The following is a 22014-nucleotide window of genomic DNA, read 5'->3' as shown; positions in this document are numbered from 1 at the left end:
ATAAGGTTATTCCGCTCGATAGGTCAGGTTGGCCTATGTTTATCCGAGAGCGTTCGGTCAAAAAAGTGCCTTGATCTTAAAAATAGACCACGGCCGCCATCTGCGAGGACACAGCCATGCATATATTGCTGACCGGCGGTACCGGCTTGATCGGCCAACACCTCTGCCAGTGGTGGATCAGCCAGGGGCATCGCCTGACGGTGTGGAGCCGGCGGCCTGAGCAAGTGCCGCGACTGTGCGGGGCCGGGGTGCGCGGCATCCCCCGGCTGGAAGACCTGGCGCCGGACGATCAGGTCGATGCGGTGATCAACCTGGCCGGCGCGCCGATTGCCGACCGGCCCTGGACCGCCGGCCGGCGCAACCTGCTGTGGGCCAGCCGGATTGCCCTGACCGAGCAGTTGCTGGCGTGGCTGGAGAGCCGAGAGCAGCGTCCCGAGGTGCTGGTGTCGGGGTCGGCGGTGGGCTGGTATGGCGACGGTGGCGAGCGTGAGCTGAACGAAGCCTCGCAGCCGGTCAAGGCCGATTTCGCCAGCCAGCTGTGCATCGCCTGGGAAGAAACTGCGCAGCGCGCGCAGGCCCTCGGCATCCGTGTGGTGCTGGTGCGCACCGGCCTGGTCCTGGCCAGCGATGGCGGCTTCCTGTCGCGCCTGCGCCTGCCGTTCAAGCTTGGCCTGGGCGGCCCTTTGGGCGATGGCCGGCAATGGATGCCCTGGGTCCATATAGACGACCAGGTCGCCCTGATAGATTTTCTCGTGCGCCACAACGACGCCAGCGGTCCTTATAATGCCTGCGCGCCGGAGCCCGTGCGCAACCGCGAGTTCGCCAAGCGCCTTGGCAAGACCTTGCACCGCCCGGCCGTGTTGCCGGTGCCGGCACTGCTGCTCAAGGCCGGGCTCGGCGAGTTGTCGATCCTCCTCCTGGGTGGCCAGCGCGCGCGCCCGGTACGCCTGCTGGCGGCAGGCTTCACGTTCCGCTTCAACGATCTGCAATCGGCCCTGGACAACCTGTCCAGCCGCCTCTGACATAGGACGCTGCATGACCGATCATGCCCTGCTGCTGGTCAACCTGGGTTCGCCGGCCTCCACTTCGGTGGCCGACGTGCGCCGCTACCTCAATCAGTTCCTCATGGACCCCTACGTGATCGACCTGCCCTGGCCGGTGCGGCGCCTGCTGGTGTCGCTGATCCTGGTCAAGCGGCCGGAGCAGTCGGCCCACGCCTATGTCTCGATCTGGTGGGACGAAGGCTCGCCGCTGGTCGTGCTGACCCGTCGCCTGCAGGCGGCGATGGTCGAGCACTGGCCCCATGGCCCGGTCGAAATGGCCATGCGCTATGGCCAGCCGGCGCTGCCCGAGGTGCTCGCGCGGCTGGCCGCGCAGGGGGTGCGCAAGGTGACCTTGGCGCCGCTTTATCCACAGTTCGCCGACAGCACCGTGACCACCGTGATCGAGCAGGCCCGGCAGACCATCGCCGAGCGCGGCTTGCCCCTGGAGATGCGCGTGCTGCAGCCGTTCTACGACCAGCCGAGCTATATCGATGCCCTGGTCGCCAGCGCCCGGCCTCACCTGGAGCAGGAGTATGACCACCTGCTGTTGAGCTTCCATGGCTTGCCTGAGCGTCATCTGAAAAAGCTCGACCCGACCGGCACGCACGATTTCCAGGCGGCGGATTGCTGCAAGGACGCCAGCCCCGAGATGCGCGCGGTGTGCTATCGCGGCCAGTGCCTGGCGACGGCCAAGGCCTTTGCCGAGCAGATGGGCATTGCCGAGGGCAAGTGGTCGGTGTCGTTCCAGTCACGCCTGGGGCGGGCCAAGTGGATCGAACCTTATACCGAGACGCGCCTGGACGAGCTGGCCAAGGCGGGGGTGAAGAAGCTGCTGGTGATGTGCCCGGCATTCGTTGCCGACTGCATCGAGACGCTGGAAGAGATCGGCGACCGCGGGCGCGAGCAGTTTATCGAGGCGGGCGGCGAAGAGCTGCTGCTGGTGCCGTGCCTGAATGATCACCCGGAGTGGGTGAAGGTGTTGGCGGGGATGTGCGAAAAGGCCTGACCTGAATGTTGCCCGTTCCGGCCTCATCGCGGGTAAACCCGCTCCTACAGGGTTAGATGCAATCTTTGTAGGCGCGGGTTTACCCGCGATGCGGCCAGCACGGGCCACATCAATCAGGGCAACTGATCATCCAGCTTCTTGTTCTTCCAGCTGTCATTGCCCGGCAGCAGCAGGTTCAGCGCAATCGCCACCACGGCGCACAGCGAGATGCCTTTGAGGCCCCAGTCATCCGGGCCGTCGCCGCTACCGATCAGCACACCGCCGATACCGAACACCAGGGTCACCGAAACGATCACCAGGTTGCGCGCTTCGCTCAGGTCGATCTTGTGGCGGATCATGGTGTTCATGCCCACCGCCGCGATCGAGCCGAACAGCAGGCACAGAATGCCCCCCATCACCGGCACCGGAATGCTCTGCAGCAGTGCGCCGAACTTGCCGATGAACGCCAGGGTGATGGCGAATACCGCCGCCCAGGTCATGATCTTCGGGTTGTAGTTCTTGGTCAGCATCACCGCGCCGGTCACTTCGGCGTAGGTGGTGTTGGGCGGGCCGCCAAACAGGCCGGCAGCTGTGGTGGCCAGGCCATCACCGAGCAGGGTGCGGTGCAGGCCGGGCTTTTTCAGGTAGTCGCGACCGGTCACGCTACCCACCGCGATCACCCCGCCGATGTGTTCGATCGCCGGCGCCAGGGCGACCGGGACGATGAACAGGATCGCCTGCCAGTTGAACGCCGGCGCGGTGAAGTGTGGCAGCGCCAGCCAAGGTGCCGCGGCGATCTTGGCGGTATCGACCACGCCAAAGGCGAACGACAGGGCAAAGCCCACCAGCACCCCGGAGATGATCGGCACCAGGCGGAAGATACCCTTGCCGAACACCGCGACGATCAGGGTGGTCAGCAGTGCCGGCATGGAGATCAGCATGGCGGTCTGGTACGGGATCAGCGTCGCGCCATCACCGCCCTTGCCCATGGCCATGTTGGCGGCGATCGGCGCCATGGCCAGGCCGATGGAAATGATCACCGGGCCAATCACCACCGGCGGCAGCATGCGGTCGATGAAACCGGTGCCCTTGATCTTCACCATCAGGCCCATGAAGGTGTAGACGAAGCCCGCCGCCATCACCCCGCCCATGGTCTCGGCCAGGCCGAACTGGCCCTTGGCAAGAATGATCGGGGTGATGAAGGCGAAGCTCGAAGCGAGGAACACCGGGACCTGGCGGCCGGTCACCAGCTGGAACAGAAGGGTGCCGATGCCAGCGGTGAACAGTGCCACGTTAGGGTCGAGGCCGGTGATCAGCGGCATCAGTACCAGCGCGCCGAATGCCACGAAGAGCATCTGCGCGCCCGAGACGACCTGGCGCCAGAGCGGGTCGTTGAAGCCGTCCTGCATGCTCACGCGTCCTTCTGCTTGGTGCCGAAGATCTTGTCGCCGGCATCGCCCAGGCCCGGGATGATGTAGCCATGCTCGTTCAGGCGCTCGTCGATCGAGGCGGTGTAGATCTGCACGTCAGGGTGGGCCTTCTCGACCGTGGCGATGCCTTCTGGCGCGGCGACCAGGACCATCGCGCGGATTTCCTTGCAGCCGGCTTTTTTCAGCAGGTCGATGGTGGCGACCATCGAGGCGCCGGTGGCCAGCATCGGGTCGATGATCAGCGCCAGGCGCTGGTTGATGTCCGGCGCGAGTTTTTCCAGGTAGGTGTGCGCTTCGAGGGTTTCCTCGTTGCGGGCGACGCCCACGGCGCTGACCTTGGCACCCGGGATCAGGCTGAGCACGCCGTCGAGCATGCCGATGCCGGCCCGCAGGATCGGTACTACAGTGATCTTCTTGCCGGCGATTTTCTCGACCTGGACCTTACCGCTCCAGCCGTCGATCTCGTAGGACTCCAGCGGCAGGTCCTGGGTCGCTTCGTAGGTCAGGAGCGCGCCGACTTCCTGGGCGAGTTCGCGAAAATTCTTGGTGCTGATATCGGCACGGCGCATCAGGCCGAGCTTGTGGCGGATCAGCGGATGGCGGATCTCACGAGTGGGCATAGGGGGAGGGCTCCGGAAGGCGGGCAAAAAAACCGCGCTAGATTAATCTATTCAGCCTGAGCTGTCGCTTCGTCATTCAGTACGTTAGTCCATAAACGCTTGATCTAGGACGAGCGGATGCGTACCTTTGCCCGCTTTTCCTGTTCCGACCCCTTTGGAGAGCGCCATGTCCGCCGATCTCGAGCACATCCGTCAAGTCATGCGCGAGGCTGACTGCCTGTACAACGAAGCCGAGGTCGAAGCGGCCATCGCCAAGGTTGGCGCGCACATCAGCGAACAGCTGCACGACAAGAACCCCGTGGTGTTCTGCGTCATGAACGGCGGCCTGATCTTTGCCGGCAAGCTGCTCACGCACTTGCAGTTCCCACTGGAAGCCTCGTACCTGCACGCCACCCGCTACCGCAACCAGACCAGCGGCGGTGAGCTGTTCTGGAAGGCCAAGCCGGAAGTGTCGTTCATCGATCGCGACGTGCTGATCGTCGATGACATCCTCGACGAAGGCCACACCCTCAGCGCCATCATCGAGTTCTGCAAGCACGCCGGCGCCCGCTCGGTGTACACCGCGGTGCTGATCGACAAGGACCACGACCGCAAGGCCAGCCCGGACCTCAAGGCCAACTTTGTCGGCCTGCCGTGCGTCGACCGCTACATCTTTGGCTACGGCATGGACTACAAGGGCTACTGGCGCAACGCCAACGGCATCTTTGCGGTCAAGGGGATGTAAGCCATGCGCCAGCCCGCGTTCATCGACCAGTCGTTGTTTGCCGGGTTGGCCGAGCAGGCCGCGGCCAATCCACGGGGTCGCCAGCACCACAATTTCCATGCGATGGAAGAGCCCTGTCACCGCATGGCCGTCGGCCTGCAGCCAGACACCTACATCCCGCCGCACCGTCACCTGAGCGACGACAAGGCCGAGGCCTTGATCGTGCTCAAAGGGCGGATTGGCCTGCTGCTGTTCGATGAGCAGGGCGCGGTCACCGATCAGCGCGTGCTGCAGGCCGGTGGCGACTGCCTGGGCGTCGACCTGGCGCCGGGGACCTACCACGGCCTGGTGGTGCTGGAGGCCGACAGTATTCTGTTCGAATGCAAGGCGGGCCCCTATCGGCCGGTGGGCGAGGGTGAGCATGCGCATTGGGCGCCTCGCGAAGGTGAGGCAGGCGTGGCGGCCTATCAGGCCTGGATGCGCGCGCACTTCGCCTGAATGCCCGGGCGCCGCGCGCGTCCCTGTTCACGGCCGCAAGCCATGCTAGAGTGCTCCTCCATGCCAAGGAGCCTCACATGCGTGCGTTTATCCCCCTCTTGCTGGCGGTAAGCCTGCCGCTGGCCGCGGCGCCGTTGCACAGCCAGTTTCTCCCGCCTGATGACCAGTCCCTGCGCCAGGAAGCGCCGACCGGCCAGCAGTTGCTGCAGGTCACCGACTACTCGGTGGTGGTCGGCACCCAGCGCCAGTCCGACCAGCAGCCGATCCCGATCACCGCCTCGTTGCAGATGCGCCTCAAGGGCAAACCGCTGAGCAAGGGTGCGACCATCAGCCAGGTGCTGCTGACCTTTGATGGCGAAGGCGGCAAGAGCCTGAAGAAGCCGGTCTACGACGAGAAGACGCGCACCCTGGCGCTCAACTATCCGCTGGCCGACTACCGGGTGATCATGGACCTGCTGCGCAACGAGACGCTGTATGTGCAGTTTCTCACCTACGCCAACGGCCACATCTGGGCCGACTTGCACACCGGCACCGTACGTACGCGTTGAGGGCTGTGGGTTGCGGGGGGTAAACTGCCGCCCTGCGAAATTCCGTGATGGCCCAGTTGGAGTCGGCAATGCGTAAAGACAAGAAGCAAGTGATTGGTGACGAGATCAGCGACGACTACATCAAGTCGTTCCTTCAGTACGACCCGGCCGATGGCGTGACCTCGCCGTCGCTGCACAAGCTGGTCAAGGCCTACCGCGGCCTGCGCATCGACGACTTCGAGCGCTTCGTGGGCTTCTTCGTCGAGGCCGGGTACGAGCTGGATGGCAAGGACGAGCACGGCCAGACCTTCGTCGAGCAGATCGCCGACCAGCGCCAGGCGCCTGAGTACATCGAGATCATCGACAAGGCTCGCGGTTGATCGGCTAATACCGAGCAGCCACAAAAAAACGCCCCGAGGGGCGTTTTTTCGTTTCAGGCAGGTCAGGCGTAGTGCTGAGCCGGGCTGCTTTCGACCATTTCCAGCGCTTCGTCGTTGTAGTCGCTGATCTTGCGGTACAACGCCGCGTCGCTGGCCAGGACCTTCTCGCGCGCCGGGAAGATTTCCTTGAGCTTGGCAGCCCACGCGCCCTTGGCCTGCTCGGGGAAGCAGCGTTCGATCAGCTCGAGCATGATCGAGACGGTCACCGAAGCGCCCGGAGACGCGCCCAGCAGGGCGGCGAGGCTGCCATCCTCGGCCGAGACCAGCTCGGTACCGAACTGCAGGATGCCGCCTTTCTTCGGGTCCTTCTTGATGATCTGCACGCGCTGACCGGCCACTTCCAGGCGCCAGTCCTCGGCCTTGGCCTCGGGGTAGAAGCGACGCAGGGAGTCCAGGCGCTGCTCCATCGACTGCATCACTTCGCTGACCAGGTACTTGGTCAGGTCCATGTTGTCGCGGGCGACCGCCAGCATCGGGCCGATGTTGCCCATGCGCACCGACAGCGGCAGGTCGAAGAACGAGCCGTGCTTGAGGAACTTGGTGGTGAAGCCGGCGTACGGCCCGAACAGCAGCGATTTCTTGCCGTCGACCACGCGGGTGTCCAGGTGCGGCACGGACATCGGCGGGGCACCCACCGCGGCCTGGCTGTAGACCTTGGCCTGGTGCTGCTTGACGATTTCCGGGTTGTCGCAACGCAGCCACTGGCCGCTCACCGGGAAGCCGCCGAAGCCTTTGCTCTCGGGGATGCCGGAGGCCTGCAGGAGTGGCAGTGCCGCACCGCCAGCGCCGAGGAAGACGAAGCGGGCGTCGACTTCACGGCTGCCGCCGCTGTTGACGTCCTTGATGCTGACCGTCCAGCCACTGCCGTTACGGCGCAGGCCGACGACTTTCTTGCTGTACTTGACCTGGCTGTCCGGGGTGTTGCCCAACAGCTTCAACAGCTTGTTGGTCAGCGCGCCGAAGTTGACGTCGGTGCCTTTCATGACGCGGGTGGCGGCAATCTGCTGGTCGGCCGGACGGCCGGGCATCATCAGCGGCATCCACGCGTTCATCACGGCCTTGTCTTCGGTGTATTCCATCTCGCTGAAGGCGTGGTGCTGCTTGAGCAGCTCGAAACGCTTCTTGAGGAAGGAAACGCCCTTGTCACCCTCGACGTAGCTCAGGTGCGGCACGGGGTTGATGTAGGCACGCGGCGAGCCGAGGCCACCCTTCTTGGTCAGGTACGCCCAGAACTGGCGCGACACCTCGAACTGGGTGTTGATGTGCACGGCCTTCTTGATGTCGATACTGCCATCGGCGGCCTGGGGCGTGTAGTTCAGCTCGCACAGGCCGGCGTGGCCGGTCCCGGCGTTGTTCCAGGGGTTGGAGCTTTCCGCGGCCCCGGAGTCCATCGCTTCGACGACCTCCAGCTTGAGGGTCGGGTCGAGCTCTTTGAGCAGTACGGCCAGGGTGGCACTCATGATGCCCGCGCCTACCAGTACTACGTCAACCGATTCGTTCTGCGCCATTAACGCGTCTCCACAATCTACAGCACCTAATTGACAGCATAGGATCCCTGGGGGGGTTGCCAGGATCGCCATGTCCGACTCTTCGCAGTTCTTGCAACTTCCGCGAACACCGCCAATCAGTCTCAGGGTTCGTCTATTGAACGCTGTTTGCCGGGGTGCGGCAATTCGACTTATGGTCAAGGTGTCCGACGTGCGTTATGTACCGGCCTCAGTAACTCATCGACGATGAGCGCAATTGCCGGCCATTAGGGGCCGTTCGGGACACATCTGTTGCTTTTACACATGCCAGACTGTTCATTTTGCTCGCCACACTCTTGTGAAGTTGTGAAAACCCGTGTTTTTCACGCTCTTTTGGAGACGTGAACCTCAAAAAGGGACTGCGCGATGGCAACCCACAGGTTCATGCAGAGCAGAAGGCCAGAAAAAGCAGGCACGACAGCCGATGCAAGACCTGAAGTGGAAGGCTCTCTGTGGGCGAGGCGGTGAAGGTGCCGGGGTCAAACGGCAGGTGCGGGGCCCGATCAGGAGACGTCCTTATAATCGGGGGGAGATTATAGCGATGTCGCGGGCAGAAAGGTCGTTATTCGGCGTTTTTATTGCAGCGTTTGTCAGGCTGGCAGGCTGCGCTGCTGCCAACGGCGCTTTGCGCGGGTGCAAACGCGGGCATTGGCGGGCAGCGTTCGGCCCAGCCAGCCGAGGTAGGCTTCACTGACCTGGACCCAGCCGCTGCCGCCGGGAGGCTGCGCACACTGCTTGAATGCCAGGCATTTACCGTCGCCATCGAGGCGGGCATAGGTGCGTTGGCGCGGGCGTTGGAAGAGTAGGGTCCAGAGCGAGGCCATGGTCGTGACGTCCTGTGTTTAGGGGCTGGCGCAAGCATAACCGCCACCTCATGAAGCCTGTGTGACAGCCCCGCCAGTGTCCCGTGCGCCACGGCAGATGAAACGCGTGCTGGTTTTGCTTGCCGCTTATGGCTTGGCGCTCGTTATACTGTGGCCTTTGCCGCATTTTCTGGAGAAACGCGCATGTTGCAACGTCTGCTGTTCGGTTTGATCGCGGTGGCCAGCCTGAGCCTGGTCGGTTGTGCCCACAGCCCGCAACAACTCAGCCCGCAACCCAAGCTCACTGCCCAGCTCAACCCGGTCGGCCGTGGTCAGCCGGTGGTGGTCAAGGTGGTCGACGGGCGTGCTTCGCAATCGCTCGGTACTCGCGGTGGCATGTACCCCGAGACCAGCACCATCAGCGTCACCGGCAACGACGTGCTGCCCAAGCTGCAGGCCCAGGCCGAAGCCGCGGTACGCCTGCTCGGCTTCACCCCGACGCCGAACGCCTACAACGCGCCGCAGCTGACCGTGACCCTGGCCGAGCTGAAGTATCAGTCGCCCAAGGACAAGATGTACGTGACCGAAGCGACCATCGGCGCCACCTTCCGTGCCGACGTGGCCAACGCCAACCGCCGTTACAGCGGCCGTTACGGGGCTTCGCTGGACCAGCGCTTCGGCATGGCGCCGAACCAGGAAACCAACACCAAGCTGGTCAGCGACGTGCTGAGCGATGCGTTGACCCGCCTGTTCAAGGACCCGACCATCGGTCAGGTGCTCGGCGAGTAAGGTTCTGCAGTCACTAAAAAGCCCGCTGCCCGGTTGAACGGCCAGCGGGCTTTTTTGTGGCGGGCTCAGGCCGCCTCTATGTGAAAGTCCAGCACACTGAAGCCGGTCTGCAGGTCGATCTCCGGCAGATGCTCGTGCGCATGCCCGCCCAGCGCGCAGTAGACCAGCCACTGACGGTCGTGGACGTTGATCGAAAAACCGTCGATCAGCGCCTCTTGTTCATCGCTCTGGGCAACGAGATACAGACGGTCCTGGTTTTCGGCATGCAGCATGACAAGCTCCCTGAGAGAAAGGCCGACAGCGTGGCCTGTCCTGATGACGAGCTTGTGACAGATGAAATTAACCGACAGTTGGTCGTAAAAGGCGGGCGGGGGCGGTGGGCTTGGGTAGAATGCCGGCCTTTGTCGTCGTCATTCCGAGGTCGTGAGATGTCGTTGCAAGTGCTCTGGGGGCTGCTGGCCGCCCACCCGGCCAAGCTGGTCAACCTGCTGGCCCTGATCATTACCTGCCCCGGCGGCCTGCTGGTGCACAGTGCCCGGCGGCGTGCGGCGATGACCCGTGACAGCCTGGCCGTCGATGAAGGCCTGGTGGATGCGTTCGACCGGCGCGTGCCGCGCTACTACTACATCCTTGGCTTCGCCTGCCTGGCCATGGCGCTGCTGCTGTCCTGGTTCAGCACCTGGGTCTGAACCATGCTCGGGGCCGCGTCGCGGCCCCGATGATCATCAGGCTACCGGGCTTTGCGCCTTGACCTGATACTGATTGCGCACCGGCGTCGCGTACTGCAGCACCAGGTACGGCTGATGCTCCACCGGGCAGGCGTCCAGGCGTCGCTGCCATTCTTCCTTGGCCCGTGCCAGCTCTTCGGCCGGGAACAGCTTCTCTGCCGCAGGCACCTGCAGGGCAGGGTCGGCCTCGTTCCACATCGCATACGCCAGGTAATGCACCGGGAACAGCCGGTAGCCACCGAGGATCTGCCGGTCGATTTCCTGCGCCAGTTGCTTGGTGTCCTCGAAGAACTCGCTGACCGGCGCTGCGAAGTTGATGTGTACCCGGCCTTTATAGCCGGTGATGCCCTTGGCGATGCTGTTGTCGTCCTCGCCCGGGACCTTTTTGTAGGTGCCGGTGGTGGCGCGGATATACAGCTCGCGGGCCTTGGCTTGGTCGCACGGGTCGTACTCGTAGCTGATCGACACCGGGGTCAGGTTCAAGCCCTGGATCACCGCGCCGAACGGCTCGTCCTTGCGGCTCATGTGGAACATCTTGAGGATCGCCGAATCGGTGCGGTCATCGCCGTCCTTGGCTCGGCCTTCGGCCTGGGCGATCCAGATCGACGCGCCATCGTTGCGGATCGAGTGGTTGATGTAGGCCGACAGCAGCTGGAATGCCGCCAGCTTTTCCCGACGACCACTCAGCGAGCGGTGCACGATGAAGCTCTTGTTCAGGCGCATCATGTCGCTGACGAACGGCTTTTGCAGCAGGTTGTCGCCGATGGCGATGCGCGGTGTCGGCAGGCCAGCGTGGTACACCGCGTAGTTGACGAAGGCCGGGTCCATGACAATGTCGCGGTGGTTGGCCAGGAACAGGTACGCCGTGCCCGCCTTGAGCTGAGCGACGCCCGAATAGGTGACGCCATCGGTCGCACGTTCGATGGTCTGGTCGACGTAGTACTCGACTTTGTCCTGCAGGGTCGACACGCAGCTCACGCCGGCGAATTCCTTGCGCAGGCGGCGGGCGATCAGCGGCTTGAGCAGCCAGCCGAAGCTGCCGGCGGCACGCGGGAAGCGGAAGTGGGTGAGGATATCGAGGAATGCCGGGTCGCTGAGCAGGCGTGCCAGCACGGCAGGGACCTCAGCGTCGTCGTACGGTCGGATGGCATCGAATTCGCCCATCATGCTCTCTTGTTGGAAACGGCTAGGGTAATAGGTGGGGATCGGGTCCGAAAAACGCTCGGACACGCGCAGGCCCTGTAAATAGACCGGCAATTATACGCACAAGTCAGCGCGGAGGCCGCGATGCTGGAATCTGCAATCTACGACTGTCCTTATTGTGGCGAAGAGGTCGAGACCGCTCTCGACCTGTCGGGCGGCGATCAGACCTACACCGAGGACTGTCAGGTCTGTTGCCGCCCGATCGTCTTCACCCTGCAGGTGCATGGTGACGAGTGGATGCTCGACGTAAAACGCGAGGATGACGCCTGATGCGACGAATCTACGAGCCAGAAAACCTGCTGGAGGCCGAACTGCTGGTCGCCATGCTTGCCAGCGAAGGGGTCCAGGTGCACCTGGTCGGGCGTGACCTGGTCGGTGCTGCCGGCGAGCTGCCGATGCACGGCCTGCTCGGCCTGGCAGTGGCCGATGAGCAGGCTGGGTACGCACGGCAGCTGATCGACGCGTACAATGTTGCCCAGCCACTTGCTGGCGACGAACCGGAGAGTTATCCCGGCACCCTGATCTGCTAGGTTGTTTATCGCCATGTGTGGACGCTACGCCCTGTTTCGCTGGTCCCCGGCCTTTGCCGCATTGCCGGGATATCCCGCTGACCAGCAGGCGCAATGGAACATCTCGCCTGGCGCCTCGGTGATCATCCAGCGCCAGGTCGACGGCCAGCCGCAGCTGGCACGGGCACGTTGGGGCCTGACCCCGGCGTGGCTGACCGACCTCTCCCGCACCCCGGCGCAAGCGCGCGCGGAAACCCTGGCCGAGCAGCCGATGTTTCGCGAAGCGTTGCGCAAGCGGCGCTGCCTGATCCCGGCCAACGGCTTTTATGAATGGCGCGGCAGTGTGCGCAAGCGCCCCTACTGGCTGACGCCGGGGGAGGGCGCATCGCTGTTCTTCGCCGGCATCTGGGAGGCTTACCCGGTGCAGGAGCAGGTCTGGTTGAGTTGTGCGGTGGTGACCCAGGCGGCCGTCAACCAGCGTCGGCCGTTGATCCTCGACGAAGCGGGGCAGGCGGCGTGGCTGGACCCGGATACGCCGGAGCCGCGCCTGCATGAACTGCTCGCCAGCCCGGCGGCGGCCCTTCGGGAACGGGCCCTGGCAAACTTTGTCAATGATCCCAAGCTGAATGCGCCGGAGTGCCTGACCCCGGCCTGATCACCCGGCAGGTGGCAGAAAACTTCCCCGTGGCTCTGGCGGCCCAGGGCGTCTGCGCCTAGGATACGCGGCACGTAAATAGGGAGTGTTGTATGCGTAAGTCATTTGTTGTCAGCATGTTGAGTGCCAGCGTCCTGCTGGGAGGCTGCCAGGCGGTGAATACCACCAGTGGTGGTGCCGTGGGCGTTGAGCGCAAGCAGTACATGTTCAGCATGCTCTCGACCGATGAGGTCAACCAGATGTACGCCCAGTCGTACCAGCAGACCCTCAGCGAAGCGTCGAGCAAAGGTGTGCTGGACAAGAGCAGCGCCGAGGCCAAGCGGGTCCAGGCCATTGCCGACCGCCTGATCGTCCAGGCGCCCCAGTTCCGCCCGGATTCGGCGCAGTGGAAGTGGGAAGTCAACGTCATCAAGAGCGACGAGCTCAATGCCAACTGCGGCCCTGGCGGCAAGATCATCGTCTACACCGGCCTGATCGATCAGCTCAAGCTGACCGACGCCGAGATCGCTGCGGTGATGGGCCACGAGATCGCCCACGCCCTGCGCGAGCATGGCCGCGAAGCGATGTCCAAGGCTTACGGTGTACAGATGGCACGCTCGGGGGCTGGCGCCTTGCTGGGCCTGGGCGAAAGCAGCATGGCCATGGCCGATACCGTCGTGAACTATGCGATGACCCTGCCCAACAGCCGCGCCAACGAAAACGAGGCCGACCTGATTGGTCTGGAGCTGTCGGCGCGTGCCGGCTACGACCCGAATGCCGCGATCACCTTGTGGAACAAGATGACCAAGGCTTCCGAGGGCGCACCGCCTGAGTTCATGAGCACTCACCCGGCGTCCAGCAGCCGTATTGCGTCGCTGCAGGCGGCCATTCCCAAGGTGATGCCGCTGTACCAGGCTGCCAAAAAATAAGCTGCAAGCTTCAAGCTTAGAGCTACAAGAAGAGCAGCCCGCGTTCACCGGGGCTGCTTTTTTTGTTGCCGCTTGCAGCGGCTGTCAGCCTATCCAGCCACTGGCCTTCATCGCCGAATACACCGCGACGATCGCCAGCACCACAAAGGCGGCTGCGGCCAGTCGACGGATCAGCGTCAGCGGCAGTTTGTCTGCGGCAAAGTTACCCGCCAGCACCACCGGTACGTTGGCAATCAGCATGCCCAGGGTGGTGCCGATGATGACCATGATCAGGTCAGGGTACTGCGCGGCCAGCATCACCGTGGCGACCTGGGTCTTGTCGCCGATCTCCGCCAGGAAGAACGCCACCAGCGTCGTCAGGAACGGCCCGAAGCGGCGTGCGGCGCTGCTCTCGTCATCGTCCATCTTGTCCGGGACCAGCGTCCACAAGGCGGTGGCGGTGAAACTCGCGGCGAGAATCCAGTGCAGGACTGTCTCGCTGAAGAATCCACTGACCCAGGCACCGACTGCACCGGCTGCGGCATGGTTGGCCAGGGTGGCGACGACGATGCCGGCGATGATGGGCCAAGGCTTGCGGAAGCGGGCGGCGAGAATGAGCGCGAGCAATTGCGTCTTGTCGCCAATTTCGGCGAGGGCGACGATTGCGGTGGGGACCAACAGGGATTCCAGCATCAGGTTACCTACGGGGGCGGGTCGACACGGCTATGACACGTACAGCCTTCCCGCCCCGGGTAAGGTGTGCGTGTCATAGGTCTTGTCAAACCCTGGATCCGTCTGATGCGGACCGTAGGTCGTACGCGCCATGGTCTGTGGACCAAGTATGTTGACGCGTACCGGGCAAGCGAGGGTGCTTGCGGGAGACTACTCCCCTAGGACGGAGCGGATTCTGCCTAGCCGAATCCGTTTCGGCAAGCCCTAAATCGTTATCCGCGTTTTGCCTGATAGATCCGGAAGCCTTGCTCTTCGACCAGCGTCCGGCAGTTGCCCAAGGCCGCCTGGATGTACGGCTGATAGCGCAGGAAGGTATTCGCCACAAGCCGAAGTTCGCCACCTGATCGCAGGTGTTCGGCTGATTTTTTCAGCAGGTTTTCCGATGCCTGATAGTTGGTGTGAACCCCGCTGTGGAACGGCGGATTGCTCAGGATCACGTGCAGGTCGCGCGGTGCGGCATCGATCCCGTCTCCGCTGATGACCTCGCCCTGCAGGCCATTGGCGGCCAGGGTCAGACGGCTGCTGGCGACCGCAAAGGCATCGACATCGAGCAGGGTCACCTGGCTGTCGGGGTAGCGGCGCTTGATGATCGAGCCGATCACCCCGGCACCGCAGCCGAAGTCCAGTACATGGCCGACCTGCAGGCCGTCGAGGTATTCCAGCAGCAGGGCGGTGCCACGGTCGAGGCGGCCATGGCTGAACACCCCCGGCAGGCTGACGATCTGTAGCGGGCCGTCGGCCAGCGGCAGTTCGAAGCGCTCGGCGAGGCTTTCCAGCGGGAGGGCGGCAGGGGCGTTGTCGATGGTCACCTGCCACAACTGGCAGTGCCGCGCGCTGTCGAGCTTGCGCGGTTTGCCAAAGGCCTGCAGCTGCTTGGCCGCGCCCTCGATGCCACCGCGTTTCTCACCGACCAGGTACAACTCGCGCCCGGCCAGGCGCGAGGCCAGCGCATTGAGCAGGTAGGCCGCCAGTTCACGCGACTTGGGCAGGAACAGCACCGCCGCGTCGAAGGCCACCTCGGGCACCTCTACGCCATGCTGGGTGCGACCGGCAAAACGGCTCTCGAGCATCGCCTGGTCGCCCGCGTGCCAGGTCCAGCCATGGGCCTGGGGCAGTTGCCCGAGCAGGTCGTCGGCGGGCAGGCCGGCGAGCATCACCGAGCCTTGGAACAGCTCTGCCTGACGGAGTAGTACTTCACTGCGCGGGTCCATGGACGACGCCTCCTGAAAAAAGTCGCGCAGTGTAGCAGAGGCCGGCGGTACTCAGCTGACCACGCGGCGCGGCTGGCCGGCGAAGAACGCCTGGGCGTTCTCGCTGAGCTGGCCGACGATGCGTTGCCGTGACTCGACAGCGCCCCAGGCGCTGTGCGGGGTAATGATCAGGCGCGGGATGTCGTCAGCCAGCAAGGGGTTGCCGTTGACCGGCGGCTCGACCGTCAACACGTCGGTGGCCGCACCGCCCAGATGGCCACTGCGCAAGGCATCGGCCAGCGCCTGCTCGTCGATCAGGCCGCCGCGGGCGGTATTGACCACCAGTGCGCCGGGCTTGAGCAGTGCCAGTTCGCGGGCGCCGAGCATGTGCCGGGTGTGTTCGGTCAAGGGGCAATGCAGGGTCAGTGCATCGACCTGGGGCAGCAGTTCGTCCAGCGCCACGCGCTCGGGACGCTCCGGACGGCCAGGGATCTGCCCGCTCAGCACGCGCATGCCGAATGCCTCGGCCAGGCGCGCTACGGCGCCGCCCAGTTCACCGTGGCCGAGCAGGCCGAGGGTCTTGCCCTCCAGCTCGACGATGGGAAAGTCCAGCAGGCAGAACTGGCTGGCCTTGGCCCACTGGCCGGCGGCGACCGCCTGGTTGTAGTCGCACAGGCGCGTGGCCAGGGCCAGCAGCAGGGCCAGGGTGTGTTGGGCCACCGACGGTGTGCCGTAACCCTGGCAGTTGCACACGGTGATGCCCTGGGCACGGGCGGCCTGTAGGTCGACATTGTTGGTGCCGGTGGCCGCGACCAGGATCAGCTTGAGCTGCGGGTTGGCGGCCAGGGTCGCGGCATCCAGCTGGACTTTGTTGCTGATCACCGCGGTGGCGCCTTGCAAGCGTTCGGCAAGCTCCTCGGGGCGGGTGGCGGCGTACAGCTGCAGGTGGTCGAACTGGCTGTGCAGGGGAGAAAGGTCGAGATCACCGAGGTCGAGCGAGTGGTGATCAAGAAATACGGCGCGGCGCGAGCTGGGCATGAAGGGCTCCGGTGGCGGATGAGGCGGGCTTGCCCCGCGGTAGGGTCCTCGAGAGTGTCGCGGCGCGGGGTGCCGGGCGTCAACGGGGCCGGCGCCACTCATACCTGCGCGAGGCAAATCATTCCTTTGGCTGATTTGACTGTCACATCGGCGTTCTAGAGTAGGCGCCTGACCTACCCGTACTCGAGAAAAGGCCTACCCATGCTGCAGACCCGCATCATCAAGCCCGCCGAAGGTGCCTACCAGTTTCCCCTGTTGATCAAGCGCCTGCTGATGTCTGGCAGCCGCTACGAAAAAACCCGCGAGATCGTCTACCGCGACCAGTTGCGCCTGACGTATCCACAGCTGGTCGAGCGCGTCGCGCGGCTGGCCAACGTGCTCACCGAGGCCGGGGTCAAGGCCGGTGACACGGTCGCGGTGATGGACTGGGACAGCCATCGTTACCTGGAGTGCATGTTCGCCATCCCGATGATCGGTGCGGTGATCCACACCATCAACGTGCGCCTGTCGCCCGAGCAGATCCTATACACCATGAACCACGCCGAAGACCGCGTGGTGCTGGTCAACAGTGACTTCGTCGGCCTCTACCAGGGGATCGCCGGGCAGTTGACCACGGTCGACAAGACCCTGTTGCTGACCGACAGCCCGGAGAAGACCGCCGAGCTGCCCAACCTGGTCGGCGAGTACGAGCAGCTGCTCGCCGCCGCCAGCCCGCACTACGACTTCCCGGATTTCGACGAGCACTCGGTAGCGACCACCTTCTACACCACCGGCACCACCGGCAACCCCAAGGGTGTGTACTTCACCCACCGTCAGCTGGTCCTGCACACCCTGGCCGAGTCGGCGGTGCTGGGCAGTATCGACAGCGTCCGGCTGCTCGGCAGCAACGACGTGTACATGCCGATCACGCCGATGTTCCACGTGCACGCCTGGGGCATTCCCTATGCCGCCACGCTGTTGGGCATGAAGCAGGTGTACCCGGGGCGCTACGAGCCGGACATGCTGGTCAAACTGTGGCGCGAAGAAAAGGTGACGTTCTCGCACTGTGTCCCGACCATCCTGCAGATGCTGCTCAACTGCCCGTCCGCGCAAGGCCAGGACTTCGGCGGCTGGAAGGTGATCATCGGTGGCAGTGCGCTCAACCGCGGTCTCTACGAGGCGGCGTTGGCCCGCGGCATCCAGCTCACCGCCGCGTATGGCATGTCCGAGACCTGCCCGCTGATCTCGGCGGCGCACATCAACGACGAGCTGCAGGCTGGCGGTGACGATGAGCGTGTCACCTACCGGATCAAGGCCGGTGTGCCGGTGCCACTGGTGGAGGCGGCGATCGTCGATGGCGAGGGCAACTTCCTGCCGGCCGATGGCGAGACCCAGGGCGAACTGGTGCTGCGCGCGCCCTGGTTGTCGATGGGCTACTTCAAGGAGCCGGAAAAGAGCGAAGAGCTGTGGGCGGGCGGCTGGCTGCACACCGGCGATGTCGCCACCCTCGACGGCATGGGTTACATCGATATCCGCGACCGCATCAAGGATGTGATCAAGACCGGCGGCGAGTGGATCTCCTCGCTCGACCTCGAAGACCTGATCAGCCGTCATCCGGCGGTGCGCGAGGTGGCGGTGGTCGGCGTGGCCGATCCGCAGTGGGGCGAGCGGCCGTTTGCGCTGCTGGTGATCCGCGACGGGCAGAGCCTCGATGCGCGCGCACTCAAGGATCACCTCAAGCCTTTTGTCGAGCAGGGTCACATCAACAAGTGGGCGATTCCGAGCCAGATCGCCGTTGTTACTGAAATTCCCAAGACCAGCGTCGGCAAGCTCGACAAGAAGCGCATCCGCGTCGACATCGTCGAATGGCAGGCGAGCAACAGCGCCTTCCTGTCCACCCTGTAAAGCCGCGGCGGGTGACGTCTTTAGGGGCGTGACCCGCATTGCAGAGAGGACGGCGCCTTGTCAAACGGCAAAATTGCGCCATGCTTGAGCACTGTCAGCTCGCACACCGGACAGGATCGGGGCGGGCGGCAGGCACGGAACGCAAATCACACTTTAGAGGGATCATGCGCCTGCGCCTGCTGGCTATAGTCGGGGCCAGGGGATTTTCAGGAATGGGGGAGGGCGATGCGTGCAACTCGCATCGTCGCGGGCGCAGGCCTGCATACCGGTCGCTCGGGCCGTTCTTGAAAGGACTCACTGCCATAACAAAAAAGTACATGGAGTAGCGTCGATGAAATCTGCAAACCCGTTCTGGCGTCGGGCAAAACTGCCCCTTGCCGTCAGCCTCGCTTCCACGCTCGCAAGTCCCGCGTTTGCCGTCAGCTTCAATATCGGGGAAATCGAAGGCCAGTTCGATTCGTCGCTTTCCGTCGGCGCCAGCTGGTCGACGGCCAACCCCAACCAGAACCTGATCGGCGCCAACAACGGCGGCAAGGGGTTGTCGCAAACCTCCGATGACGGTCACTTGAACTTCAAGAAGGGCGAAACCTTCTCGAAGATCTTCAAGGGTATTCACGACCTCGAGCTCAAGTACGGCGACACCGGGATCTTTGTCCGTGGCAAGTACTGGTACGACTTCGAGCTCAAGGATGAACATCGCCAGTTCAAGGACATCAGCGACTCCAACCGCAAGGAAGGCGCGAAGTCTTCGGGTGCCGAGCTGCTCGACGCCTTTGTCTACCACAACTACGCGATTGCCGATCAGCCAGGCTCGGTGCGCCTCGGCAAGCAGGTTGTCAGCTGGGGCGAAAGTACCTTCATCGGTGGCGGCATCAACTCGGTCAACCCGATCGACGTGTCCGCCTTCCGCAGGCCTGGCGCCGAGGTCAAGGAAGGCCTGATCCCGGTCAACATGTTCTACGTGTCACAGAGCCTGACCGACAACCTCTCGGCTGAGGCCTTCTACCAGATCGAATGGGACCAGACTGTCGTCGACAACTGCGGCACGTTCTTCTCCCAGCCGGACATCATTGCCGACGGCTGCAGCGACAACCTGCGGGTACTCGCCAGCAGCCGCGCGATCCCCGCCGCTGCCGGGCCATTGCTTGCCTCCCAGGGCGTGAACATCAACGAGGAAGGGGTCCTGGTGCGCCGTACCGCCGACCGTGATGCGCGTGACAGCGGCCAGTTCGGCCTGGCCCTGCGCTACATGTTCGACCCGCTGGCGACCGAGTTCGGCTTCTACTTCATGAACTACCACAGCCGTGCGCCGATCTTCAGTGCCACCGGCGCGCCGCAATCGGCCTTCAATACTGCGCAAGCGCTGCTGGCCAACCCGGCCACGCGCGCCTTGGCGCCGATCATCGTCGCCGGCAACTCGTCATATTTCGCCGAGTACCCAGAAGACATCCGCCTGTACGGCGTGAGCTTCTCCACCGTCCTGCCTACCGGCACCGCCTGGAGCGGCGAACTGAGCTACCGTCCGAACGCCCCGGTGCAGCTCAACTCCACCGATATCCTGTTCGCCGGGGTTGGTCCGATCGGCGTGCCGCCGTTCAGCAACGCCTCTGTCCTGCGCGGCTCGCCGGGCGAGGATCTGCATGGCTACCGGCGTAAAGAGGTCACCCAGTTCCAGACCACGCTGACCCACTTCTTCGACCAGGTCATGGGCGCCAGCCGGCTCACCCTGGTCGGTGAGGTCGGTGTCACGCACGTCGGTGGCCTCGAAAGCACCGACAAGGCCCGCTACGGTCGTGACCCTGTGTACGGGCCGGGCCCGCTGCCAGGCGGCACCTGCGAGATCCTCAACGGCCTCACCTTGGGCGGCACTGGCCAACCCACCTCGAGCGCCAACCTGAGCCGCAATTGTGAAAACGACGGCTTCACCACCAGCACCTCCTGGGGCTACCGCGCACGCGCCATCTGGGACTATCCCGACGTCTTCGCCGGGGTCAACCTCAAGCCGAGCGTAGCCTGGTCGCACGACGTGTCCGGCTACTCGCCAGGCCCGGGTGCCAACTTCGAGGAAGGTCGCAAGGCGGTCAGCCTGGGCCTCGACGCCGAGTACCAGAACACCTACACGGCGAGCCTGTCGTACACCAACTTCTTCGACGGCAAGTACACCACCGTGGATGACCGCGACTTCGTAGCGCTCAGCTTCGGTGTGAACTTCTAAGAACATTGATCCAGGACGACAACCAATGAACAAGACCAGAAGTCTGCTGAAGGCCGGTGTACTGGGCATGTCCCTGCTGGCGACCAGCGTCATGGCTGCGGTTTCCGCTGACGAGGCGGCCAAGCTGGGCAGTACCCTGACGCCGATGGGCGCCGAAAAAGCCGGTAACGCCGATGGCTCGATCACCGCCTGGCAGCCGCTGTCGGCCACGGCCGGCACTGCCGATGCCAAGGGTTTCCTGTCCGATCCGTATGGCAGCGAGAAGCCCAAGTTCACCATCACCGCGCAAAACGTCGAGCAGTACAAGGACAAGCTCTCGCCTGGCCAGCTGGCGATGTTCAAACGCTACCCCGAGACCTACAAGATCCCGGTGTACCCGACCCACCGTGGCTCGACGGTGCCTGACGATGTGCTCGCCGCCATCAAGAACAACGCCACCAAGACCACGCTGGTCGCCGGCGGCAACGGCCTGGAAAACTTCGAGACCGCGATCCCGTTCCCGATTCCCAAGAGCGGCGTCGAGGTGATCTGGAACCACATCACCCGCTACCGCGGCGGCAGCGTGGCACGCCAGGTGACCCAGGCCACCCCGCAGCAGAACGGCTCGTACAGCCTGGTGTACTTCCAGGACCAGTTCGTCTTCCGCGACAAGATGAAGGACTTCGACAAGGCCAATCCGGGCAACGTGCTGTTCTACTTCAAGCAGGAGGTGACCGCTCCGGCGCGCCTGGCCGGTACCGTGCTGCTGGTTCACGAGACCCTCGACCAGGTCAAGGAACCGCGCAAGGCGTGGATCTACAACGCCGGCCAGCGCCGCGTGCGCCAGGCGCCACAGGTGTCCTACGATGGCCCGGGTACAGCCGCCGACGGGCTGCGCACCTCGGACAACCTGGACATGTACAACGGCGCGCCAGACCGCTACGACTGGAAGCTGGAAGGCAAGAAGGAAATGTACATTGCCTCCAACAGCTACAAGCTCGATTCGCCTTCGCTGAAGTACGCCGACATCCTCAAGGCGGGGCACATCAACCAGGACCTCGCACGCTACGAGCTGCGCCGAGTGTGGCATGTGGTCGCGACCCTCAAGCCAGGCCAGCGGCACATCTACGCCAAGCGTGACTTCTACATCGACGAGGACACCTGGCAGGCATCGGTGATCGACCAGTACGACGGCCGTAACCAGTTGTGGCGCGTCTCCGAAGCGCATGCCCAGGACTACTACAACAAGCAGGTGCCGTGGTACACCCTGGAGGCCATCTACGACCTGCAATCGGGTCGGTACCTGGCGCTGGGCATGAAGAACGAAGAGAAGAAGGCTTACGACTTCGGCTTCAGTGCCAGCAAGGCCGACTTCCAGCCTGCAGCCCTGCGCCAGTCAGGCGTACGCTGACCTTAGCGAGCTGAACACCTTGTGACTCCCGAGACGCCCCGGTTTACCGGGGCGTTTTCGTTGTTGTCGCAAATCCTGCCGCCGGCACGCCTGCCGTGGCCCTGACAATCACTGCTGTTTCTTTTTGTCGTAGTCTTTTTCATGATTAACGCCCCCATCATCTTCAAATGCGCCGCCATACCCGCTAGTCTCGCAAGCATCCGTACCGCCGAAGTCTTC

Annotated in this window: 24 protein-coding genes and 1 riboswitch; of the genes, 15 read left to right on the top strand and 9 right to left on the bottom strand. The window is 63.9% G+C overall.

The window, feature by feature from the left end; all coding sequences use genetic code 11:
• Positions 1 to 116: 116 nt before the first annotated feature.
• Both CCOS865_RS24570 and hemH read left to right on the top strand, forming a co-directional pair.
• Positions 117 to 1022, top strand: coding sequence for a TIGR01777 family oxidoreductase (locus CCOS865_RS24570; RefSeq protein ID WP_119145752.1), 906 nt, complete (start codon positions 117 to 119; stop codon positions 1020 to 1022).
• Between the two features lie 13 nt (positions 1023 to 1035).
• Positions 1036 to 2049, top strand: coding sequence for a ferrochelatase (gene hemH, locus CCOS865_RS24565; RefSeq protein WP_119145750.1), 1014 nt, complete (start codon positions 1036 to 1038; stop codon positions 2047 to 2049).
• Positions 2050 to 2162: 113 nt separating this feature from the next.
• Here hemH and CCOS865_RS24555 read toward each other — a convergent pair whose 3' ends face one another.
• Together CCOS865_RS24555 and upp are read right to left on the bottom strand one after the other, a co-directional pair.
• Positions 2163 to 3437 (bottom strand): uracil-xanthine permease family protein, encoded by a 1275-nt coding sequence (locus CCOS865_RS24555; RefSeq protein ID WP_119145749.1) that lies wholly within the window; start codon positions 3435 to 3437, stop codon positions 2163 to 2165.
• A 2-nt stretch (positions 3438 to 3439) separates the two neighbouring features.
• Positions 3440 to 4078: a uracil phosphoribosyltransferase gene (gene upp, locus CCOS865_RS24550; protein ID WP_119145746.1), complete on the bottom strand. Its 639-nt coding sequence runs from the start codon at positions 4076 to 4078 to the stop codon at positions 3440 to 3442.
• Between the two features lie 166 nt (positions 4079 to 4244).
• On the opposite strand from upp, the gene CCOS865_RS24545 reads away from it, so the two are divergent.
• The 4 genes from CCOS865_RS24545 (at position 4245) to CCOS865_RS24530 (ending at position 6186) form a co-directional block, all read left to right on the top strand.
• Positions 4245 to 4802: a hypoxanthine-guanine phosphoribosyltransferase gene (locus tag CCOS865_RS24545; protein ID WP_119145744.1), complete on the top strand. Its 558-nt coding sequence runs from the start codon at positions 4245 to 4247 to the stop codon at positions 4800 to 4802.
• 3 nt (positions 4803 to 4805) lie between these two features.
• A complete protein-coding gene (locus CCOS865_RS24540; RefSeq protein ID WP_119145742.1) occupies positions 4806 to 5279 on the top strand; it encodes a WbuC family cupin fold metalloprotein in 474 nt (157 codons plus the stop codon).
• Positions 5280 to 5356: 77 nt separating this feature from the next.
• On the top strand, positions 5357 to 5827 hold the full coding sequence (locus CCOS865_RS24535; protein WP_119145740.1) for a hypothetical protein: 471 nt from the start codon (positions 5357 to 5359) through the stop codon (positions 5825 to 5827).
• 68 nt (positions 5828 to 5895) lie between these two features.
• Positions 5896 to 6186: a PA4642 family protein gene (locus CCOS865_RS24530; protein WP_119145739.1), complete on the top strand. Its 291-nt coding sequence runs from the start codon at positions 5896 to 5898 to the stop codon at positions 6184 to 6186.
• A gap of 62 nt (positions 6187 to 6248) precedes the next feature.
• Here CCOS865_RS24530 and mqo read toward each other — a convergent pair whose 3' ends face one another.
• Together mqo and CCOS865_RS24520 are read right to left on the bottom strand one after the other, a co-directional pair.
• Positions 6249 to 7754 carry a malate dehydrogenase (quinone) gene (mqo, locus tag CCOS865_RS24525; RefSeq protein ID WP_119145737.1) on the bottom strand — a complete coding sequence of 502 codons (1506 nt, stop codon included), beginning with the start codon at positions 7752 to 7754 and terminating at the stop codon, positions 6249 to 6251.
• 608 nt (positions 7755 to 8362) lie between these two features.
• The gene (locus CCOS865_RS24520; protein WP_119145735.1) at positions 8363 to 8596 is read right to left on the bottom strand and encodes a hypothetical protein; all 234 of its coding nucleotides are present in this window, start codon (positions 8594 to 8596) and stop codon (positions 8363 to 8365) included.
• Between the two features lie 183 nt (positions 8597 to 8779).
• Between CCOS865_RS24520 and CCOS865_RS24515 the strand changes: the two genes are divergently transcribed.
• Entirely contained in the window at positions 8780 to 9364 is a 585-nt protein-coding gene (locus CCOS865_RS24515) for a YajG family lipoprotein (protein ID WP_119145733.1), read from the top strand.
• Between the two features lie 65 nt (positions 9365 to 9429).
• On the opposite strand, the gene CCOS865_RS24510 is transcribed toward CCOS865_RS24515, so the two are convergent.
• Positions 9430 to 9636, bottom strand: coding sequence for a hypothetical protein (locus tag CCOS865_RS24510; protein WP_119145731.1), 207 nt, complete (start codon positions 9634 to 9636; stop codon positions 9430 to 9432).
• A 156-nt stretch (positions 9637 to 9792) separates the two neighbouring features.
• Here CCOS865_RS24510 and CCOS865_RS24505 point away from each other — a divergent pair, with 156 nt between their 5' ends.
• Positions 9793 to 10053 carry a hypothetical protein gene (locus tag CCOS865_RS24505; RefSeq protein ID WP_119145729.1) on the top strand — a complete coding sequence of 87 codons (261 nt, stop codon included), beginning with the start codon at positions 9793 to 9795 and terminating at the stop codon, positions 10051 to 10053.
• A gap of 36 nt (positions 10054 to 10089) precedes the next feature.
• Here CCOS865_RS24505 and CCOS865_RS24500 read toward each other — a convergent pair whose 3' ends face one another.
• Positions 10090 to 11259: a 1-acyl-sn-glycerol-3-phosphate acyltransferase gene (locus tag CCOS865_RS24500; RefSeq protein ID WP_119145727.1), complete on the bottom strand. Its 1170-nt coding sequence runs from the start codon at positions 11257 to 11259 to the stop codon at positions 10090 to 10092.
• A gap of 120 nt (positions 11260 to 11379) precedes the next feature.
• On the opposite strand from CCOS865_RS24500, the gene CCOS865_RS24495 reads away from it, so the two are divergent.
• From CCOS865_RS24495 to CCOS865_RS24480, 4 genes are all read left to right on the top strand, one after another.
• Complete coding sequence (locus tag CCOS865_RS24495; RefSeq protein ID WP_119145725.1) at positions 11380 to 11565, top strand: CPXCG motif-containing cysteine-rich protein; 186 nt, start codon at positions 11380 to 11382, stop codon at positions 11563 to 11565.
• A complete protein-coding gene (locus CCOS865_RS24490) occupies positions 11565 to 11825 on the top strand; it encodes a putative signal transducing protein (protein ID WP_119145723.1) in 261 nt (86 codons plus the stop codon). The genes CCOS865_RS24495 and CCOS865_RS24490 overlap by 1 nt, the downstream gene beginning before the upstream one ends.
• A gap of 13 nt (positions 11826 to 11838) precedes the next feature.
• On the top strand, positions 11839 to 12459 hold the full coding sequence (locus tag CCOS865_RS24485) for an SOS response-associated peptidase (RefSeq protein WP_119145971.1): 621 nt from the start codon (positions 11839 to 11841) through the stop codon (positions 12457 to 12459).
• 92 nt (positions 12460 to 12551) lie between these two features.
• Positions 12552 to 13367 carry a M48 family metallopeptidase gene (locus CCOS865_RS24480; RefSeq protein ID WP_119145721.1) on the top strand — a complete coding sequence of 272 codons (816 nt, stop codon included), beginning with the start codon at positions 12552 to 12554 and terminating at the stop codon, positions 13365 to 13367.
• A gap of 84 nt (positions 13368 to 13451) precedes the next feature.
• Here the strand turns inward: CCOS865_RS24480 and CCOS865_RS24475 are convergent, their stop codons facing one another.
• From CCOS865_RS24475 to CCOS865_RS24465, 3 genes are all read right to left on the bottom strand, one after another.
• Positions 13452 to 14036, bottom strand: coding sequence for a TMEM165/GDT1 family protein (locus tag CCOS865_RS24475; protein WP_208644566.1), 585 nt, complete (start codon positions 14034 to 14036; stop codon positions 13452 to 13454).
• 98 nt (positions 14037 to 14134) lie between these two features.
• A riboswitch (yybP-ykoY riboswitch) is annotated at positions 14135 to 14250 on the bottom strand.
• A 40-nt stretch (positions 14251 to 14290) separates the two neighbouring features.
• Entirely contained in the window at positions 14291 to 15289 is a 999-nt protein-coding gene (locus CCOS865_RS24470) for a class I SAM-dependent methyltransferase (protein WP_119145717.1), read from the bottom strand.
• A 51-nt stretch (positions 15290 to 15340) separates the two neighbouring features.
• Positions 15341 to 16306, bottom strand: coding sequence for a 2-hydroxyacid dehydrogenase (locus CCOS865_RS24465; RefSeq protein WP_119145715.1), 966 nt, complete (start codon positions 16304 to 16306; stop codon positions 15341 to 15343).
• Between the two features lie 201 nt (positions 16307 to 16507).
• Between CCOS865_RS24465 and CCOS865_RS24460 the strand changes: the two genes are divergently transcribed.
• The 3 genes from CCOS865_RS24460 to CCOS865_RS24445 all read left to right on the top strand — a co-directional run bounded on the left by CCOS865_RS24460 (position 16508) and on the right by CCOS865_RS24445 (position 21795).
• Positions 16508 to 18190, top strand: a complete 1683-nt coding sequence (locus CCOS865_RS24460) for a fatty acid--CoA ligase (protein ID WP_119145713.1) — start codon at positions 16508 to 16510, stop codon at positions 18188 to 18190.
• A 331-nt stretch (positions 18191 to 18521) separates the two neighbouring features.
• Entirely contained in the window at positions 18522 to 20405 is a 1884-nt protein-coding gene (locus CCOS865_RS24450) for a DUF1302 domain-containing protein (RefSeq protein WP_119145709.1), read from the top strand.
• Positions 20406 to 20430: 25 nt separating this feature from the next.
• Positions 20431 to 21795, top strand: coding sequence for a DUF1329 domain-containing protein (locus CCOS865_RS24445; RefSeq protein WP_119145707.1), 1365 nt, complete (start codon positions 20431 to 20433; stop codon positions 21793 to 21795).
• Positions 21796 to 22014: the final 219 nt, after the last annotated feature.

The sequence above is a fragment of the Pseudomonas reidholzensis genome, from assembly GCF_900536025.1.
Taxonomy (GTDB): Bacteria; Pseudomonadota; Gammaproteobacteria; order Pseudomonadales; family Pseudomonadaceae; genus Aquipseudomonas; species Aquipseudomonas reidholzensis.
The sequence above is the reverse complement of the archived record's forward strand: the minus strand, read 5'-3'. Positions and strand labels throughout refer to the sequence as shown.

What these genes read in the sequence shown, in the direction of transcription:
- CCOS865_RS24570 (WP_119145752.1), top strand. Translation starts at nt 117, where the DNA reads ATGCATATATTGCTGACCGGCGGTACCGGCTTGATCGGCCAACACCTC.
- hemH (WP_119145750.1), top strand. Translation starts at nt 1,036, where the DNA reads ATGACCGATCATGCCCTGCTGCTGGTCAACCTGGGTTCGCCGGCCTCC.
- CCOS865_RS24555 (WP_119145749.1), bottom strand. Translation starts at nt 3,437, where the DNA reads ATGCAGGACGGCTTCAACGACCCGCTCTGGCGCCAGGTCGTCTCGGGC.
- upp (WP_119145746.1), bottom strand. Translation starts at nt 4,078, where the DNA reads ATGCCCACTCGTGAGATCCGCCATCCGCTGATCCGCCACAAGCTCGGC.
- CCOS865_RS24545 (WP_119145744.1), top strand. Translation starts at nt 4,245, where the DNA reads ATGTCCGCCGATCTCGAGCACATCCGTCAAGTCATGCGCGAGGCTGAC.
- CCOS865_RS24540 (WP_119145742.1), top strand. Translation starts at nt 4,806, where the DNA reads ATGCGCCAGCCCGCGTTCATCGACCAGTCGTTGTTTGCCGGGTTGGCC.
- CCOS865_RS24535 (WP_119145740.1), top strand. Translation starts at nt 5,357, where the DNA reads ATGCGTGCGTTTATCCCCCTCTTGCTGGCGGTAAGCCTGCCGCTGGCC.
- CCOS865_RS24530 (WP_119145739.1), top strand. Translation starts at nt 5,896, where the DNA reads ATGCGTAAAGACAAGAAGCAAGTGATTGGTGACGAGATCAGCGACGAC.
- mqo (WP_119145737.1), bottom strand. Translation starts at nt 7,754, where the DNA reads ATGGCGCAGAACGAATCGGTTGACGTAGTACTGGTAGGCGCGGGCATC.
- CCOS865_RS24520 (WP_119145735.1), bottom strand. Translation starts at nt 8,596, where the DNA reads ATGGCCTCGCTCTGGACCCTACTCTTCCAACGCCCGCGCCAACGCACC.
- CCOS865_RS24515 (WP_119145733.1), top strand. Translation starts at nt 8,780, where the DNA reads ATGTTGCAACGTCTGCTGTTCGGTTTGATCGCGGTGGCCAGCCTGAGC.
- CCOS865_RS24510 (WP_119145731.1), bottom strand. Translation starts at nt 9,636, where the DNA reads ATGCTGCATGCCGAAAACCAGGACCGTCTGTATCTCGTTGCCCAGAGC.
- CCOS865_RS24505 (WP_119145729.1), top strand. Translation starts at nt 9,793, where the DNA reads ATGTCGTTGCAAGTGCTCTGGGGGCTGCTGGCCGCCCACCCGGCCAAG.
- CCOS865_RS24500 (WP_119145727.1), bottom strand. Translation starts at nt 11,259, where the DNA reads ATGATGGGCGAATTCGATGCCATCCGACCGTACGACGACGCTGAGGTC.
- CCOS865_RS24495 (WP_119145725.1), top strand. Translation starts at nt 11,380, where the DNA reads ATGCTGGAATCTGCAATCTACGACTGTCCTTATTGTGGCGAAGAGGTC.
- CCOS865_RS24490 (WP_119145723.1), top strand. Translation starts at nt 11,565, where the DNA reads ATGCGACGAATCTACGAGCCAGAAAACCTGCTGGAGGCCGAACTGCTG.
- CCOS865_RS24485 (WP_119145971.1), top strand. Translation starts at nt 11,839, where the DNA reads ATGTGTGGACGCTACGCCCTGTTTCGCTGGTCCCCGGCCTTTGCCGCA.
- CCOS865_RS24480 (WP_119145721.1), top strand. Translation starts at nt 12,552, where the DNA reads ATGCGTAAGTCATTTGTTGTCAGCATGTTGAGTGCCAGCGTCCTGCTG.
- CCOS865_RS24470 (WP_119145717.1), bottom strand. Translation starts at nt 15,289, where the DNA reads ATGGACCCGCGCAGTGAAGTACTACTCCGTCAGGCAGAGCTGTTCCAA.
- CCOS865_RS24465 (WP_119145715.1), bottom strand. Translation starts at nt 16,306, where the DNA reads ATGCCCAGCTCGCGCCGCGCCGTATTTCTTGATCACCACTCGCTCGAC.
- CCOS865_RS24460 (WP_119145713.1), top strand. Translation starts at nt 16,508, where the DNA reads ATGCTGCAGACCCGCATCATCAAGCCCGCCGAAGGTGCCTACCAGTTT.
- CCOS865_RS24450 (WP_119145709.1), top strand. Translation starts at nt 18,522, where the DNA reads ATGAAATCTGCAAACCCGTTCTGGCGTCGGGCAAAACTGCCCCTTGCC.
- CCOS865_RS24445 (WP_119145707.1), top strand. Translation starts at nt 20,431, where the DNA reads ATGAACAAGACCAGAAGTCTGCTGAAGGCCGGTGTACTGGGCATGTCC.